General features: G+C 69.2%; 16 protein-coding genes. 9 read left to right on the top strand and 7 right to left on the bottom strand.

Annotated elements, in window-relative coordinates; translation table 11 throughout:
* Positions 1-56: 56 nt before the first annotated feature.
* The gene (locus KXD96_RS23975; RefSeq protein WP_260740721.1) at positions 57-605 is read right to left on the bottom strand and encodes a TetR/AcrR family transcriptional regulator; all 549 of its coding nucleotides are present in this window, start codon (positions 603-605) and stop codon (positions 57-59) included.
* A 190-nt stretch (positions 606-795) separates the two neighbouring features.
* Between KXD96_RS23975 and KXD96_RS23970 the strand changes: the two genes are divergently transcribed.
* The 3 genes from KXD96_RS23970 to KXD96_RS23960 all read left to right on the top strand — a co-directional run bounded on the left by KXD96_RS23970 (position 796) and on the right by KXD96_RS23960 (position 3,573).
* Positions 796-2,016, top strand: a complete 1,221-nt coding sequence (locus KXD96_RS23970; protein WP_260740718.1) for a cytochrome P450 — start codon at positions 796-798, stop codon at positions 2,014-2,016.
* Positions 2,017-2,096: 80 nt separating this feature from the next.
* Entirely contained in the window at positions 2,097-3,236 is a 1,140-nt protein-coding gene (locus KXD96_RS23965) for a peptidase M42 (RefSeq protein WP_260740714.1), read from the top strand.
* 85 nt (positions 3,237-3,321) lie between these two features.
* On the top strand, positions 3,322-3,573 hold the full coding sequence (locus KXD96_RS23960; protein WP_260740711.1) for a hypothetical protein: 252 nt from the start codon (positions 3,322-3,324) through the stop codon (positions 3,571-3,573).
* A gap of 4 nt (positions 3,574-3,577) precedes the next feature.
* Here the strand turns inward: KXD96_RS23960 and KXD96_RS23955 are convergent, their stop codons facing one another.
* Positions 3,578-4,318, bottom strand: a complete 741-nt coding sequence (locus tag KXD96_RS23955) for a methyltransferase domain-containing protein (protein WP_260740708.1) — start codon at positions 4,316-4,318, stop codon at positions 3,578-3,580.
* A gap of 365 nt (positions 4,319-4,683) precedes the next feature.
* Here KXD96_RS23955 and KXD96_RS23950 point away from each other — a divergent pair, with 365 nt between their 5' ends.
* From KXD96_RS23950 to KXD96_RS23940, 3 genes are read left to right on the top strand one after another with little or no spacing between them, the layout of a single operon-like run.
* Positions 4,684-5,634 carry a GNAT family N-acetyltransferase gene (locus KXD96_RS23950; RefSeq protein ID WP_260745528.1) on the top strand — a complete coding sequence of 317 codons (951 nt, stop codon included), beginning with the start codon at positions 4,684-4,686 and terminating at the stop codon, positions 5,632-5,634.
* Positions 5,631-6,323: a DUF5642 family protein gene (locus tag KXD96_RS23945; protein ID WP_260745527.1), complete on the top strand. Its 693-nt coding sequence runs from the start codon at positions 5,631-5,633 to the stop codon at positions 6,321-6,323. The genes KXD96_RS23950 and KXD96_RS23945 overlap by 4 nt, the downstream gene beginning before the upstream one ends.
* Positions 6,324-6,352: 29 nt before the next feature.
* On the top strand, positions 6,353-7,006 hold the full coding sequence (locus KXD96_RS23940; RefSeq protein ID WP_260740705.1) for a DUF5642 family protein: 654 nt from the start codon (positions 6,353-6,355) through the stop codon (positions 7,004-7,006).
* Here the strand turns inward: KXD96_RS23940 and KXD96_RS23935 are convergent.
* Complete coding sequence (locus KXD96_RS23935; protein WP_260740703.1) at positions 7,003-7,599, bottom strand: alpha-ketoglutarate-dependent dioxygenase AlkB; 597 nt, start codon at positions 7,597-7,599, stop codon at positions 7,003-7,005. The genes KXD96_RS23940 and KXD96_RS23935 overlap by 4 nt on opposite strands.
* A gap of 70 nt (positions 7,600-7,669) precedes the next feature.
* Here KXD96_RS23935 and arcA point away from each other — a divergent pair, with 70 nt between their 5' ends.
* On the top strand, positions 7,670-8,881 hold the full coding sequence (gene arcA, locus KXD96_RS23930) for an arginine deiminase (RefSeq protein ID WP_260740699.1): 1,212 nt from the start codon (positions 7,670-7,672) through the stop codon (positions 8,879-8,881).
* 108 nt (positions 8,882-8,989) lie between these two features.
* Here arcA and KXD96_RS23925 read toward each other — a convergent pair whose 3' ends face one another.
* Entirely contained in the window at positions 8,990-10,558 is a 1,569-nt protein-coding gene (locus KXD96_RS23925; protein WP_260740694.1) for a dolichyl-phosphate-mannose--protein mannosyltransferase, read from the bottom strand.
* A 25-nt stretch (positions 10,559-10,583) separates the two neighbouring features.
* On the opposite strand from KXD96_RS23925, the gene rsmI reads away from it, so the two are divergent.
* The gene (rsmI, locus tag KXD96_RS23920) at positions 10,584-11,420 is read left to right on the top strand and encodes a 16S rRNA (cytidine(1402)-2'-O)-methyltransferase (protein ID WP_260740690.1); all 837 of its coding nucleotides are present in this window, start codon (positions 10,584-10,586) and stop codon (positions 11,418-11,420) included.
* Between the two features lie 3 nt (positions 11,421-11,423).
* Here the strand turns inward: rsmI and KXD96_RS23915 are convergent, their stop codons facing one another.
* The 3 genes from KXD96_RS23915 to KXD96_RS23905 are packed head-to-tail and all read right to left on the bottom strand — an operon-like array spanning position 11,424 to position 14,795.
* Entirely contained in the window at positions 11,424-12,677 is a 1,254-nt protein-coding gene (locus KXD96_RS23915) for an aminodeoxychorismate synthase component I (RefSeq protein ID WP_260740687.1), read from the bottom strand.
* A gap of 28 nt (positions 12,678-12,705) precedes the next feature.
* Positions 12,706-13,617, bottom strand: a complete 912-nt coding sequence (locus tag KXD96_RS23910; protein WP_260740685.1) for an RNA polymerase sigma-70 factor — start codon at positions 13,615-13,617, stop codon at positions 12,706-12,708.
* Positions 13,614-14,795, bottom strand: coding sequence for an NAD(P)/FAD-dependent oxidoreductase (locus tag KXD96_RS23905; protein WP_260740684.1), 1,182 nt, complete (start codon positions 14,793-14,795; stop codon positions 13,614-13,616). The genes KXD96_RS23910 and KXD96_RS23905 overlap by 4 nt, the downstream gene beginning before the upstream one ends.
* A 287-nt stretch (positions 14,796-15,082) precedes the next feature.
* On the opposite strand from KXD96_RS23905, the gene KXD96_RS23900 reads away from it, so the two are divergent.
* Positions 15,083-16,699, top strand: coding sequence for a hypothetical protein (locus tag KXD96_RS23900; RefSeq protein WP_260745526.1), 1,617 nt, complete (start codon positions 15,083-15,085; stop codon positions 16,697-16,699).
* The last annotated feature ends 2 nt before the right edge of the window (positions 16,700-16,701 follow it).

The raw sequence follows: 16,701 nt of genomic DNA, 5'->3' as shown, positions 1-16,701 counted from the left end.
CCGATTGACTGACGGCCGTCAATGACGGTCGTCAGCGAGCTGTCACGCCGACTGATTCACCTGTCGGTAAACCCGGGAGCCAGGAACCGCTGCAAGACCTTTCGTTCGGCCCGGCTGTTGGCGAGCGGCCAGTAGGCCAGGGATAACACCACCCGCACGATCCACTGTGCCGCTTCGGGGTCGTCGGTGACTCCCGTGAGTTCGGCTGCAAGATGACCAAGCACCGGCGACGAATGCAGCTCGCTCAGATCCGGGGAACTGCCCGGGCTGAGCATCAGTCGCCGTAGCGGGTCCGACCTGATCTGTTCGAGCGCGACGGTGACAGCGGTGATGACGCGCTCGGGGCCACTTAGCCCGTCCACGGCTCGCCGAACCGTTTCGATGATCCCCGCTGACAGGCGGATCAGCACCGCGTCTCGTATCTGGGCTTTGCCGCCCGCGTAGCGATAGACGGTGGCCCTCGAGCAGTGGACCCGCGCCGCCAGGGTGTCGATGTCGAAAGCGTCCAGCCCCTCGCGCACGATGAGTTCGGTCGCGGCGGCGTAGATGCGGTCAGCCGCCGCCGCCCGGCGGTCGCCACCGACGACCCAGTCGTCGCGAGCCACGGGCCTTCACCCCCTTTGAGTCGTCGAACGCATATCTTCTCAAATCTGAGACGGAATCAGCGAGGCGTTCCAGCATCGGCGCAGGTGAATTCGGCTTGCTGAGACGGTGTGGTCGCGACGCGGTTGCCCGGGATCGCAACTTCGCCGGCTTCGGTTGACGCGGCGCATCTTCGCCGCTCAGCGTTAAGGAATGACATCGAAGGATGGCGGTCTGGGCCTGGCGCTATTCGATGACGAGTTCATCCAGGACCCGCATCCGCTCTACCGGCAGATGCACCAGGCGGGCCATGTCCATCGCATCGGCGATTCCGGCTTCTACGCTGTGAGCAGTTGGGAAGCCATCAACGAAGCGGTCACCCGGTGCGCCGACTTCTCGTCGAACCTGACCGCGACGATGATGTATCAGCCCGGGGGCGCCGTCACCGCTTTCCACATCGGGGAAATCGGTGGCCCCACCCAGGCGTTGGCGACCGCCGACGAGCCGGCGCATTCCGCGCATCGGAAGGCACTGTTGCCGCAGCTGGCGGCCAAGCGTATCCGCGCCTTTCAGCCTTTTGTCGCTGACACCGCCGCCCGCATCTGGAACACCCGTGCGCGCGGCGGACGCATCGAGTGGATGAGCGCGATGGCCAACCGGCTGCCCATGATGATCGTGGGAAGGATCATCGGTGTTCCCGACGCCGACATCGACAAGCTCATCCAGTGGGGTTACTCCGCGACGCAGGTGGTCGAAGGGCTGGTCACCCAAGATCAGATGGATGCTGCCGGCATCGCGGTGATGGAACTCGGCGGCTACATCACCGAACAGTTCCAGCACGCGGCAAGCGACCCGCAAGACAACCTGCTGGGTGATCTCGCTACCGCCTGCGCCTCCGGCGATCTGGACGACTTGGCGGCGCTCACGATGATGATCACGCTGTTCAGCGCCGGCGGCGAGTCCACAGCTTCGTTGATCGGTTCTGCCGCTTGGGTTTTGGCGACGCGTCCGGATATCCAGCGGCGGGTGCGCGATCAGCCGGACCTGCTCGGGGCGTACCTGGAAGAGGTGCTGCGCTACGAACCGCCGTTCCGCGGTCATTACCGGCACGTCGTCAACGACACCGAACTGTGCGGCGTCGAATTGCCGGCGGGTGCGCGGCTACTTCTGTTGTGGGGAGCGGCCAACAGGGATCCCGCGCACTTCGACAATCCCGAAGAGTTTCGACTCGACCGGCCTTCGGGCAGGGGCCATATCAGCTTCGGCAAGGGAATCCACTTCTGCGTCGGAGCGGCGCTCGCGCGATTGGAGGCAAACATTGTGCTGGGCCAACTTCTTGAACGGACTTCGGACGTTACGGCCGCCGATGTCGGGCAGTGGCTGCCCAGTCTGCTGGTGCGGCGCCTCGAACGGCTGGAACTCGCGTATGCGTGAAAGCGCCCGGAGGCCCGCGATTGCCCGCCCCCCGAGCGGGTACTGATCCTTTCGACGAGCCACGAACCCGAAAGGACCGCATGGCGACGCGCGAGGACACCGCCACCGACGGTTTGCTGCAGGAACTTCTGTGGGCCTACGGGCCGTGCGGCCAGGAAGCCGACGTGCGCGCGGTGTGTGCGCGCGAATTGCGGCCGGTGGTCGACGACATGTGGACCGACGACGCCGGCAACCTGATCGGGTACGTCGCCGCCGACGCCCCTGCTGGCGACGCTGGCCGTGGGCACCGGGTGTCCTCGGCGGCCGAACCCGGCGTCGCGACGCGGGTCATGGCGCACATGGACGAACTGTCCATGCTGGTCAAGAGGGTGGAGTCGGACGGCACGCTGCACCTGACGCAGCTGGGCACGATGTATCCCGGCAACTTCGGGCTCGGGCCGGTCGCCGTGCTCGGCGAGCACGAGACGCTGACCGCGGTGCTCACGCTGGGCTCCGAGCACACCACGCAGGAGAGCCAGCGGATCTGGCAGACCAAGCCCGACCGGGGCGACAAGGCGCTGGACTGGGACCACGTCTACGTCTTCACCGGCCGCAGCCCCGATGAGTTGGAGGCCGCCGGGGTGCGCGCCGGCACCCGGGTGTGCGTGGACCGCAGCAAGCGGACGCTGATCGAGGTCGGCGGCTACCTGGGCTGCTACTTCCTCGACGACCGCGCCGCGGTCACCGCCCTGTTGCGCGCGGGCCGGCTGCTGCGCGAGCGCGGCCAACGCCCCGTCGACGACGCCTATCTCGTGTTCACCACCAACGAGGAGATCGGCGGGGTGGGGGGCACCTACGCCAGCGCGTCGCTGCCCGGCACGCTCACCTTGGCGCTGGAGGTCGGCCCCACCGAGCAGGAGTACGACACCAAAGTCAGCGGCGGGCCGATAGTCGGGTACAGCGACGCCTTGTGCGTCTACGACAAAGACGTCGCCGACCGGCTGATGAGCATCGCCGCCGAACTGGGCCTGTCGCCGCAGGGGGCCGTGCTTGGGGCGTTCGAGTCCGACGCGTCGCACTCCAAGGCCAACGGGCTGACGCCGCGCGCGGGTCTGCTGTGCCTGCCGACGCTGAGCACCCACGGCTACGAAGTCATGCGCCGCAGCGCGATCGACGAGATGGCGGCGACCATCGTCGAGTTCGTCATGCAGCCCGCCGCACATGCGCGTGGCGAAGACTGATGCGGTCCCAAAATTTGCCTGAACATTGCCTAAGAGCCGCGTGGCGCCGCCCGGCGCGCCGGAATGCCGGTCTTACGGTCGACGGATGAACGTTGACTACTACCTGCAAAAGGTGCCGGTTGAGTCGGTGCGGCCGGGGTTCTCACTCGCCGTCGATCAGGGCGGCGACTACCGCCTGTTCAGGGTCGAATGCACGCAGATGACACAGCGCAGCGGTCAGCCGGTGAAGTTCACGCTCACGTCCGAGCCCGTCGACGACGGCGATCCCTGGGTGCTCGAGTGCGAGGCGGGGACGCCCGTCGTGCGGGTCCTCGGCGTGTGCAAGGCGGCCTCCTAGCCCGTCAGCCGGGCTTTGCCGCGGCGATGAACTGCAGCGCCCGCTGCGTCTGTTGCTCGATGTCGACCAGCCCGGCCGCCGAGAAGAGTTCGACGAACGCGTGCCGGTCGAACATGGTAAGCCCGATGACGCGGGCGCCGGCGGTCATCGCGTGCCGGATCGCCGGCTGGTCCGGGACGTAACTGGTCAGGATCGCGATCCGGCCCCCGGGCCTGAGCACCCGCACCATTTCGCGCGCCACGCGGAACGGCTCGGGCATCAGATACAGGGCGCCGAAGCAGCAGACCGCGTCGAACGTCGCGTCGGCGAACGGCAACTTGCGGGCGTCGCCGCGCACATAACAGGTCCGCGCGGTGCTGTTGTCCAGGACGGCGCGAGTCAGCATCGGCTCTGAGATGTCGAAACCGACCGCGAGGCCGCCCTGCGGTAGCCGTTGCGCCAGTGAACCGGTGAAATTGCCTGGGCCGCAGGCAACGTCGAGCAGTCGGCCCGCGGTGGACAGCCGCAGCGCCGATGCCGCACGCCGCTGCTCGGCGCCGGTGCTGACGCCGCTGGCCGCGTAGAAGGCGGCCGGGCGCCACAGCCGCTCGTAGACCGTCGCGACCAGGGAACTGTTCATGGCGCGCTGCGCAAACGTCGCGGCCGGAGAACTCGTCGACTCGCCCAGTACGTCGAGGAAACCGTGCCGCAGCACGGCGGTCTCGGTGAGAAGACCGCGGGTCAAATCGACTGCATTGTGGCTCATTTCATCGCTTTCGTAGGGCTTGGAATCCCGATTATCTGCCGACCCGGTTGCCACGCTAGGGCTCGTCGCGAGAGGCGATGCATTGGGGGCCGCACCCAGGCAACGGACGTCCTGTTCGCGTCGCCCGGGCGTTGCACTGGGGAAGTGTCAGCAGCGCGTCCTTGCCGCGGCCGGAACCCAGCCCATAACCTGACAGCATCCCACCGCGGCCGGGGTGTCGGGCCTGGCGCGGTAGACGACGGCAACGCAGACGGGCAGGTCATGGCACAGCGGTCACCGCGAGGCGCAGACCCACGCCGCGATGGTGTGATCGGCGGGCCACCCCGGTGGCGTTGACCGGCGCGCGAGCGGACCAGTTGGCGACGATGGACGTCTTCGCGGGATGTCCCGCCTCCAATCTCGCGCCGCTGGCCGCCTCCCTGCAACCGCTGCAATCCCCGTCCGGCCAGGTGCTGATGAGGCAGGGCGAGGAGGCGGTTTCCTTTCTGCTCATCGCGTCGGGGATCGTCGAAATCACCCACGTCGGCGACGACGGTGTGGTCATCGTCGAGCACGCATTCCCGGGCATGCTCATCGGAGAGATCGCGCTGCTGCGGCACATCCCGCGGACCGCCACGGTCACCACCGCGGGACCGCTGACCGGTTGGATCGGCGACAACGACGCCTTCGTCCGCATGGTGCACATCCCCGGGGTTATGGAGCGGTTGCTGCGCACGGTGCGGCAGCGCCTCGCCGCCTTCATCACACCCATCCCGATCGAAGTCCGCGACGGGACGCACCTGATGCTGCGACCGGTGCTGCCGGGTGACAGCGAGCGAACCGTGCACGGGCACATCCAATTCTCCAGCGAGACGCTGTACCGCCGTTTCATGACCCCGCGCCTGCCCACCCCGGCGTTGATGCACTACCTCTCGGAGGTCGACTACGTCGACCACTTCGTCTGGGTGGTGATCGACGGCGGCGACCCGGTGGCCGACGCGCGTTACGTGCGCGACGAGGCCGACCACAGGGTCGCCGAGATCGCGTTCACCGTCGCCGACGCCTACCAGGGCCGGGGGATCGGCACCTTCCTGGTCAGCGCGCTGTCCATCGCCGCCCGGGTCGCCGGGGTCGAAAAGTTCTCCGCGCGAATGCTTTCCGACAACCTGCCGATGCGCACCATCATGGACCACTACGGGGCAATCTGGCAGCGCGAGGACATCGGCGTCATCACCACCGTCATCGACGTGCCCCGCCGGCGCGACCATGGGTTCCGCCGTGACGTGGCCGCCCAGATCGAGCACGTCGCCCGCCAGATGATCGAGGTCGTCGGCTGAGCCCGCTGCGGATCGGTCCGCTGGCAACTCCCGCGCTGGCGGCGCTGCTGGCCGCCTGCGCGCACGCTCCGGCGCCCGCCCCGTCGCCGGCGCCCACGAAGCCGCCTGCGCCGACGGCGGTCAACCCGGCCAACATCAAGCGGGTGGTCCGCGAGCTGCCGCCCGGCTACGAGGCGACCACGGGCATCCCTAGCGGGGCCTCCCCGCGCGTGATCTGGCGCCTTGGGCCCCAGGCGTCGGACAGCAAGTCGCGGCCGCCGCAATGCGCGCAGCTCGCCGACCCCGGGAATGGCCGTGACCAGTCGGCGCAGGGCGTGTCCGGGTCGGGCAGCGGCGGCATCGTCGACGCCGTGGTGGTGGCTCTGCCGGGGCCGGTGGACCTGCCCGACGACGTCGTCGCCGCATGCGGCCAGTGGACGATGACCGCCGGGCGCTCCACGGCAAGCGTGCGCCTCACCGACGCCCCACATATCGATGGCGCCCAAACCGTCGGGATGGTGGCCGACGTCAAGTCCTCCGTCGAGTCCGGCACCGAAATAGATTCGCGCACATACACCTTCACCGCCTACCTGGGCAACTTCTACGCGTTCACCACACTGACCACCGATCCGGGTTCGGTGGTGCCCGCGCTGACACCGCAATTCGCGGCCGACCTGCTCGTCAAAACGGTGTCCACGTTGCGCGGCTGACGCGCCCGCCTTGGGCTAGATTGGCCACGATGTTCAAGCTGGCGGTCACGGTCGCGACGGTGGGTGTGCTCGTCGGCTGCTCATCGGGGGCGGGTAACTCGGCGAAAGTCGACATCAAGAAGGTCGCCGACGTGAAGTCGAGCTTCGGACCCGAATTCAAGGTCACCGACATCGGCGAACGGGGGATCGATCCCAAGCTGCTGGGCGGCCGCAAGCTTCCCGAAGGGCTGACGTTCGACCCTGCCAACTGCGCGAAAGCGGCGACGGGGCCGGACATGCCAGCGGACCTGCAGGGCAATATGGCCGCGGTCTCCGCCGAGGGCAAGGGCAACCGGTTCGTGGTCATCGCCGTCGAGACCTCAAAAGCCTTGCCATTCAACGACCCTGGTAAGGAGTGCGCCAAGGTGGCGTTCTCCGGCCCGCAGCTGCGGGGCGGCCTGGAGGTGGTCGACGCGCCGCAGATCGATGGAACCCGCACGCTGGGGGTGCACCGCGTCCTGCAGGCGCTGGTCGCCGGTGGCCCGCGCACCGGTGAGCTCTACGACTATTCGGCCCAATTCGGTGAGTACCAGGTGATCGTCACCGCCAACCCGCTGGTGATCCCCGGTCAGCCGGTCGCGCCGGTCGACACCCAGCGCGCCCGCGACCTGCTCGTCAGCGCAGTGAAGGCGGTCCGCGGCTAGCGCACGCCCCGCGGCCGGAACTGAACGCTGATGCGCGGGCCCACCGGTGCCGACGTCTTCGGCACGGCGTGCTCCCAGGTGCGCTGGCACGATCCGCCCATGACCAGCAGATCGCCGTGCGCCTGTGGCAGCCGCAACGACGGGCCGCCGCCGCGCCGCCGCATGGCGAAGGTGCGCGTGGCGCCCAGGCTGACGATCGCCACCATGGTGTCCTGGGAGCTGCTGCGGCCGATGGTGTCGCCGTGCCAGGCGACGCTGTCGGAGCCGTCGCGGTAGCAGCACAGCCCGACGGTGGTGAACGGCTCGCCGAGTTCGCCCGCGTAGATGTCGTTGAGCCGGCGCCGCAGCCGGGCCAGCAGCGGATGCGGCGGTTCCTCGGCGGTGAGATCGTGAAAGCTCACCAACCGCGGCACGTCGACCACCCGGTCATACATGTGGCGGCGTTCCTCGCGCCACGGCACCGTCGTGAGCAGGCCGTCGAGCAGCTCGTCGGCATCGGCGAGCCAGCCGGCGCGGATTTCGATAAAGGCACCGTCACCGAGTTGCCTGCGCTCGGTGTGCTGGAACAGGGAGCCTTGTACCGCCATCTCCACGGCGCCCAGTCTATCGCACACCCGTTCGATCAAAGGGGGATTGGCCGGGCGAGCGGCTACCGTTTGCACTGTGGGTGTTGTTGAGCTGGGCACCAATTCCGAAGTGGGCACGCTGCGCGTCGTCATCCTGCACCGCCCCGGCGCCGAGTTGCGCCGGCTCAATCCGCGCAACCTCGACCAGCTGCTGTTCGACGGGCTGCCGTGGGTCGCCCGCGCGCAAGAGGAGCACGACCGGTTCGCCGAGCTACTGCGTTCGCGCGGTGTGCAGGTGCTGCTGATGTCCGACCTGCTGACCGAGGCGCTGACCCACAGCGGGGCCGCCCGGATGCAGGGCGTGGCGGCTGCGGTCGACGCGCGGCGGCTCGGAGTGCCGCTCGCACAAGAGCTTTCGGCCTACCTGCGGAGCCTGGGCCCGGGCGGCCTGGCTCAGGTGCTGATGGCGGGCATGACGTTCAACGAGTTGCCGCCGGACATCCGGACCGACGTGTCGCTGGTGCTGCGCATGCACCACGGTGGGGACTTCGCCATCGAGCCGCTGCCCAACCTGCTGTTCACCCGTGACTCGTCGATATGGATCGGCCCTAGGGTGGTGATTCCGACGCTGGCGTTGCCCGCCCGGGCGCGCGAGGCGTCGCTGACCGATCTCATCTACGCCCATCACCCGCGGTTCACGGGCGTGCGCCGCGCCTACGAGTCGCGCACCGCTCCCGTCGAGGGGGGTGACGTGCTGCTGCTCGCCCCGGGTGTGGTCGCCGTCGGGGTAGGTGAGCGCACCACCCCGGCCGGGGCGGAAGCGTTGGCCCGCAGCCTCTTTGACGATAACCTGGCGAGTAAGGTGCTCGCCGTGCCGATCGCGCAGCGGCGCGCGCAGATGCACTTGGACACCGTGTGCACGATGGTGCACACCGACACCGTGGTGATGTACGCCAACATCGTCGACACGCTCTCGGCTTTCACGATCGAGCGCACGCCCGACGGCGTGGCCATCAGCGACGAAGCGCCCTTCTTGGAGGCGGCAGCCAAGGCGATGGAGATCGACGAGTTGCGCGTCATCGACACCGGGTTGGACCCCGTCATCGCCGAACGGGAGCAGTGGGACGACGGCAACAACACGTTGGCGCTAGCGCCCGGCGTCGTCGTCGCCTATGAGCGCAACGCCCAGACCAACGCCCGCCTGCAGGAGGCGGGCATCGAGGTGCTCACCATCGCGGGGTCCGAACTGGGAACGGGCCGCGGTGGGCCCCGGTGCATGTCCTGTCCCGTGGCCCGCGATCCGGTTTAACGTCTTAACGTCGACATTGCCGCCATGGTCGTGGTTGGTGCGGGTTTCACAGCCCTCAGGGCAATCTCGGCGAGAGGCGACATGGCGCGGAGGCGGGCCGAGAGATATTCAGCGCCAGCTGGGCAGCCAGATCTCCATGTCCCAGGTCTGCTGCGAGATCGGCAGGCCGGTGAGCACCGGGAAGAGCCAGGCGAAGTTGGTCACCACCAGCGCAACGTAGAAACAGACGGCGAGCAGCCCCAGCGTGCGCCGCTCGGAGCTCAGACCGCGCGGCCGGCTCGGGGGATAGAGGATGTCCCCACAGATCAGCGCCAGCCCCATCACCAGGAACGGCGCCATCGTCGCCGCGTAGAAGAAGTACATCTGCCGGTCGATGTCGGCGAACCACGGCAGCCACCCGGCGCAATAACCGGTCAGCACAACCGCGTAACGCCAATCGCGGCGGACGAACGTCCGCCAGCAGGCGTAAACCAGGACCGGCACGGCCAGCCACCACATGGCCGGGGTGCCCACCAGCATCTCGGCCTTGACGCACGACTGCGCGCCGCACCCGGACACGTTCTGCTGATCGATGGCATACAGCACGGGCCGCAACGACATCGGCCAGCTCCACGGCTTGGACTCCCACGGGTGGTGGTTGCCGGCGGCATTCGTCAGGCTCTTATGGAAATCGAAAGCCTTTGCGGTGTAGTGCCATAGCGAGCGGATGGCGTCGGGCAGCGGGACCACCGAACGGGGGCCGATCGACTGGCCGACCTCGTGCCGATCGATCGCGGTCTCCGACGCGAACCACGGCGCGTAACTGGCCAGGTACACCGCGAACGGGATGAGCGCCAGCGCGTAGGCGGTGGGAATCAGGTCGCGCCGCAACACACCCGCCCAGGGTCGAGTGACCTGGTATTGGCGCCGCGCCGCGACGTCGAACGCCAACGACATCGCGCCGAAGAACAGCACGAAATACAACCCGGACCACTTTGTCCCGCAAGCCAATCCGAGTAGGACACCCGCCAGGAAGCGCCACCAGCGCACGCCCAGCCGCGGGCCCCACACCGTCTGGGTGGTGCGCCCCTCGAGCAGCGCGACGTGCATGCGCTGGCGCACCTGATCCCGGTCGACGATGAGCGCGCCGAACGCCGCGACCACGAAGAAGGTGAGGATGCCGTCGAGCAGGGCGGTGCGCGCGGTGACGAAGCAGACGCCGTCGCAGATCACCAGCACCCCGGCGATGGCGCCGACCAGAGTCGAGCGGCTGATCCGCCGGACGATCCGCATCACCAGCACGACCAGCACCATGCCCAGCAGGGCGCCGGTGAACCGCCAGCCGACGCCGTTGTACCCGAAGATCGCCTCGCCGATCGCGATCAGCTGCTTGCCGACCGGCGGATGCACCACCAGTCCGAAGCCGGGGTTGTCTTCCACCCCGTGGTTGTGCAGCACCTGCCAGGCCTGGGGCGCGTAATGCTTCTCGTCGAAGACGGGTGTGCCGGCATCGGTCGGCGAACCGAGGTTGAGAAATCGGGTGACCGCTGCCAGCACGGCGATCACGCCCGTCACGACCCAGCCGCGAATCTCGTCGGTGGGGCCGAAATCGGCCACCGGAACTATCGGCCCCGGGCTGACGACGGGCACGACACGCTCCTGGCCGGCGACCAAGGTTTCGCGGGACGGGGCGGACATCGGTGTCGATCGTAGGCTGTCCGTCATGACCACTGGCCGCCTGTTGCTGGGCGCGACCCCGTTGGGCCAGCCGTCGGACGCCTCGCCCCGCCTGATCGACGCCCTCGCCCGCGCCGACGTGGTGGCGGCCGAGGACACCCGCCGGGTGCGGACGCTGGCGAAGGCCCTGGGCGTCACCATCACCGGCCGGGTGGTCAGCCTGTTCGACCGGGTCGAGGCGGCCCGGGTGGACCCCCTGATCACCGCGCTGCAAGCCGGGGCGACGGTGCTGGTGGTCAGCGATGCCGGCATGCCGCTGATCAGCGACCCCGGCTTCCGGCTGGTCGCGGCGTGCGTGGACGCCGGGGTTCCGCTGACCTGTCTGCCCGGCCCGTCGGCGGTGATGACAGCGCTGGCCCTGTCCGCTCTGCCGGCGGAGAAGTTCTGCTTCGAGGGATTCGCCCCGCGCAAGAAGGCCGCGCGGCGGGCCTGGCTCGACTCGCTCGCCGACGAGCGGCGCACCTGCGTGTTCTTCGAATCGCCGCGCCGGTTGGCCGCGTGTTTGCGCGACGCCGCCGACCGACTCGGCGGTGCCCGGCGCGCGGCGATCTGCCGGGAACTGACCAAGGTGCACGAGGAGGTGGTGCGCGGGTCGCTCGACGAGCTGGCGGCTTGGGCGGAGGACGGGGTGCTCGGCGAGATCACCGTCGTGCTGGCCGGCGCCACCCCGCGCGTCGACCTGCCGTCGCTGGTCGCGCGGGTGGAGGAGCTGGTCGCCGACGGTGCGCGCGTCAAGGACGCCTGCGGTGAGGTGGCCGCCGACCATCCGGGCGTGCGCTCGCGCCAACTCTACGACGCGGTCCTGCAGTCGCGCCGCGCGTGAGGGTCAGCCGGCCGAGAACGCGGCGGCGATGCGCGGCTGCCCGACGACGGGAGACGCCTTGTGCAGGCATTCGGCCCATTCGGCGTCGGGATCGGAGTCGGCGGTGATCCCTCCCCCGACGCCGAGCACGGCGCCGCCCGCTGGGTCGAACTCGACGGTGCGAATGGCGACGTTGAGTTCGCATCCGGCCACCGGGGATGCTAAACCAATTGTTCCGCAATAGATTCCGCGACGATGCGGCTCCCACTGCGAGAGCAGTTGGCGCGCGCGGTGTTTGGGTGTCCCGGTGACCGAGGCGGGCGGAAAAGCGGCGTCCAGCAGCGCCGATGTCGGCAGTTCGACGGGAACCCGCGCCGACACGGTGGAGACCAGGTGCCACACGCCCGGGGCGCGCCGCACCACCAACAGCTCGGGGACGGTGACGGTGCCGACGATCGCCACCCGGCCGAGATCGTTGCGCACCAGGTCCACGATCATGATGTTTTCGGCCACCTCTTTGGCCGACGCCCGCAGCGCCGACGGCCAGGCGTCCAGCGGCAGGGTGCCCTTGATGGGGCTGGACGTCACGAGCGTCCCGCGCCGCCGCAGGAAGAGCTCTGGGGACAGCGACGCCACGGCTCCCCACGGCCCGGCGACATAGGCCGCCCGCGCCGGTGAGGTGCGGGCGATGCCGTCGGCGAAGAAGTCCAGCGGGGCACCACTGACCGTCCCGGTGAACTGCGTGCACACACACGCCTGGTAGACCTCGCCCGCGCGGATGGCCTCAAGGCAGTTGCGCACCCCGTCGCGGTGCGCGGCCCGGTCGGCCGGACCCCAGTCGATCCGGCAGTCGCGCGCCGGCCCCGGCGCCGTGGCCAGCGCGGCGGCCAGCCAGTCCGGCATCGGCGCGCCGGACAGGCTTTCGTACCACCAGTGCCCGTCCCGGTCGCGGCGCAGAACGCAGTCGGTCCAACCGCCCGCGGCCTCGGGGATCCGGGTGGGCCGGTCGTCGGCGCCGGGATCGGGATAGGAGAGGTAACCGATCCAGCCGCCGCCCACCGCTTCTGAGTCGACGGGTGGCGAGCCGAGCTGAACCGCGAAGGCGGCGTCGACGTCGACCGGCTGCGCCGGCACGCTCGGGGCGATCACCGCCAGCGCGCCGAACCAGTCGCCGGTCAACGCGGCGGGCGGCGGCAGGCCGAGGCGCGTCGTGGCGTCGCCGACGGCGCGCAGCACGGCGGGTGCCGCGCCGAGGTCGCCGAGCCGGTCGATACGCACCGCCCTAGCTTGACAGAAGCGCGGTCGCCTAGCCTCGGCTGACGTCACGGGCGGTGGCCAGGGCCGCCAGTTTGTCCGGGTTGCGTGTCACATAGAAGTCGGTGATCTTGTCGTCGGCGATTTCCAGCGTGATCACCCCTTCGAGGCGATCGTCGAGGTAGAGCAGCACCGCCGGGGCGCTGTTGCAGGTCACCACCTCGACGCGGAACTCCGCGAGCAGGCTCGCCTTGCGGATCAGGCCGACGATGGCGCGGGCCACCCGGTCGGCGCCCACCACGGGCCGGCGGGCGGCGGACACCTTGCCGCCGCTGTCCGCCGTCCAGGTGGCGTCGGGGGCGAGCATCGTCATCAGCGTCTCCACGTCGCCGCTGGCGGCCGTCTGAAGGAACTGGGCGGTGATCTGCGCGTTGCGTTGCGGGTCTGCCGCGTCGAACCTTTTCCGCCGCGCCCGTACGTGTTCGCGGGCCCGGTGCGCCACCTGCCGTACCGTCGCCGCCGGCCTGCCCACCGCGGCGGCGATCTCGCCGTAGTCGAACCCGAACACCTCCCGCAACAGGAACACCGCCCGCTCGTCGGGGCTCAGCGTCTCCAGCAGCACCAGCATCGCCATCGAAATGGATTCGGCCAGAACGACATCGGCGGAGGGATCCTGCTCGTCGAGCAGCAGCGGCTCGGGCAGCCACGGCCCCACGTACTCCTCGCGACGGCGCGCGTCGGCGCGCAGTGCGTTGAGCGCCTGGCGGGTCACCAGCTGGGCGAGGTAGGACTTGGTGTCGCGCACCGTCGACAGGTCGACCGCCGCCCACCGCAGATAGCTGTCCTGCAGGACGTCGTCGGCCTCGGTGGCCGAGCCCAGCATCTCGTAGGCGATGGTGAACAGCAGCGGCCGCAGCACGGTGAACCGTTCGGCGTGCTCACTGCCGGCGGGCGCGCGCGTCATCGCAGCGCGACCTCGGCCGGCGCCTGCGCGGGCCGCTTGCCGCCCTTGAGCCAGCGGTAGGAACCCGGTTTGGTGGCCTCGCGGCGGATGGCCCACAGCGTGCCCTTGCAGATGGCCTCCTTGATCGACGCGGCGGTCCGGCCGCCCATCGCCAGGTTCACCGGGGTGTCGTCGGTGCGCGCCAACTGGAAGGTGCCGTAGCTGCGGCCCAGGCTGATGCACTGGCCGACGAACGCCTGGCTGAGCGGGTCGGGGGCGCGTCCGCAGATGCGGCTGAGCACGGTGTTGGCGGCTTGGGCGCCCAGCGGCCCGGCGGCCTGGCAGCTCATCCGCAGCGGCTGTCCGGACGGCGCGGCCGCGTCCCCGGCCGCGACGACGTACGGGTTGTCGACGCTGGTGAGCGTCTCATCGGTGAGCAGCCGGCCCAGCGCGTCGGTGCTCAGCCCGCTGCGCGCGGCCAGGTCGGGCACGGCGAACCCCGCCGTCCAGATGGTCGCCGCGCTCGGCAGCACCGCGCCGTCGCTCAGCACCACCGCGTCCCAGCGCACCTCGGTCACCGTCGAGGATTCCAGCACGTTGACACCGAAGCCGCGCAGGCGCTTGGCGACGGAACGGCGGCCGCGCTTGCTCAGCGACGGTCCCAGCTCGGCGCCGCACACCAGGGTCACCTGGCGACCCCGTTCGGCCAGCTCGGAAGCCGTTTCGATGCCGGTCAGCCCGCCGCCGACGACGGTGACGGGAGCGGCCAGCGGCAGGTCGGCGAGCGCGTAGCGCAACCGCTGGGCGCTCTCCAGGTCGGCGATCGAGTGGGCGAAGTCGGCGAACCCGGGCACCGTCACCGGCGTCGCGCCGGTGCTGCCGACGGCGTAGATCAGGTAGTCGTAGCCGAGCTCGGCGCCCGAGGACAGCAGGACGCGCCGCGCCGGGGCGTCGATGCGGTCGACGGTGTCGACGACGAGCCGGATCCCGTCGCCGAGCAGCGTCGCGTAGTCGGCGGTCGCGGCGCCGGTGTCGGCGACCAACTGGTGCAAACGGATTCGCTCCACGAAGACGGGGCGGGCGTTCACCAGGGTGATGTCGATGTCCGGACGCTGCCGTAGATGGTTCGCCGCCAGGGTTCCGGCGTATCCGCCTCCGACCACGACGACATGAGTTTTCTGGGCGGCCACCTCGGTCATTTCTGTCTCCTGTTCTCACGAGCCTGTGCCCTTGAGACACCGCAGGCCCCTCGAGCGTGACAGGGCCCACCCGATTGTGACCCGTCTCACGGGGGCGGTTGGCGTACCCGGGGCGACCTGGTGCTGCGTGTTAGGCTGCGCTACGCCAATTCGTGACCTGCGCCGCGTCGATCCACGCACCAGATAACCCAGGCCTATGGGGCACACTTCAGTTGCGTCGGTGTGTGTTGGGAGAAGCAACCGTGAAGACCAGGAAGAGCGCGCTGGCCGCTGTCGTGTGCGCGGCGATGGTGCTGAGCGGATGCGGTGGCAAAAGCGATCCCGGGCCGCTGTCCGCGATGGTCAGCCCGGCTATTCCGCCCACCGCTCAGGAGATCGGGAACCCGCTGCGCGGCCAATACGAGGAAGGCTTGAATCCGCTTTTCCCGCAAGGCAATTCCGCGCAGCGCTACGCGGCCTGGCCCGCTTCGTATGACGCCAGCCTGCGGGTCTCGTGGCGGCAGCTGCAGCCCGTCGACCCGCGCACCCTGCCCCCCGACGCCCCCGACGACCGTAAGTTCGACTTCAGCGTGATCGACGACGCGCTGACGAAGCTCGGCAGCCGGAACATGCGGCTGATTCTCGGCGTGTACACCTACAAGTCTTGTTGCAACGATTCCTATCCGGACAACACCGACATCGCGATTCCGGACTGGATCCGCTCGGCGGCCACCAGCTATCCCGCGCCGCCGAGCGGTTCCGCACCGGGAGTCACGCAGGTGGTGCCGAATTGGAACGACGCCGACTACCTCAACAACTTCGGGCAGCTGCTGGCCGCGCTCGGTCGGCGCTATGACGGCGACGAGCGACTCAGCGTCTTCGAGTTCTCCGGGTACGGCGATTTCGGCAAGACCAGCCTCGCGTACTTACGTGATGCGCTGGGCGCGCCGGGGCCCACACCGGAGGACAGTACGCCGAAGTTGGGCTATTACAGCCAGTTTCGCGATCAGAGCATCACCAAAGCGTCCATCGGACAGCTGGTCGGGGCCAACGTCGGGGCGTTCCCGCACACGCAATTGGTGGTCGCCGCCGAAAATCCGGAAATCGCCCGCGAACTATTGGCCGACGACGTGACCAAAAGGCTGTCCGCGCCGGTGGGCATCCGCGCGGATTGCCTTGGCGTGCAGGCGCCCCTGCCCGAATGGGCAGAGTCCAGCGACTCCCATTACGTGCGGTTCAACGACGCGGCCGTCAACGCGATCAAGCAGCGGCTCGACTCCGCGCTGGTGATCAGCCAGTGGTGTCGGCTGCCGAAGGGGACCGACGCCCGGTCGTACTACGAGAAGGCCCTGCACGACGTCGTCAGGTATCACGTCTCGATGACGTCGAGCGCCAACTTCCCGGACCGGGATGCGATGTCGGCGATGGATCCCAAGCTGTATCTCCTCTGGTCGAAGGCGAACACCTCCGCCGGTTACCGGTATTCGGTGGAGGCCAAGCCGGGATCGCAGTCGATCCGGGGCAAGGTGGCCGCCATCTCCGTCGTCTGGACCAACTACGGCTCGGCGGCGGCCACCGAGCACTGGGCACCCGGCTACAAGCTGGTCGATTTCTCCGGAGCGGTGGTCCGCACCATCCCGGCCACGGTCAATCTCAAGACGCTGGTCCACGACGACTCTAGCGCGTCGCGCGAGGAGCCGGTCCCGGAGTCGTCGACCGAGTCGGTGCGCGTCGACGTGACGGGTCTGGCGCCCGGGCACTACACACTGCGCGCGTCGGTGGAATGGCAACAGCACAAGCCGGGCGCCTCGCACGTGGTGAACTACGCGCCGATGGCGCTGGCCCGCGACGGGCGCGACGGTTCCGGTTTGTATCCGATAGCGACCCTTGACATAGCGAGCGACGCGGCGTCGGCTCAGCCGTGAGT

This window comes from Mycobacterium sp. SMC-2, from assembly GCF_025263485.1.
Taxonomy (GTDB): domain Bacteria; phylum Actinomycetota; class Actinomycetes; order Mycobacteriales; family Mycobacteriaceae; genus Mycobacterium.
This window is presented reverse-complemented; position numbering and strand designations above follow the sequence as displayed.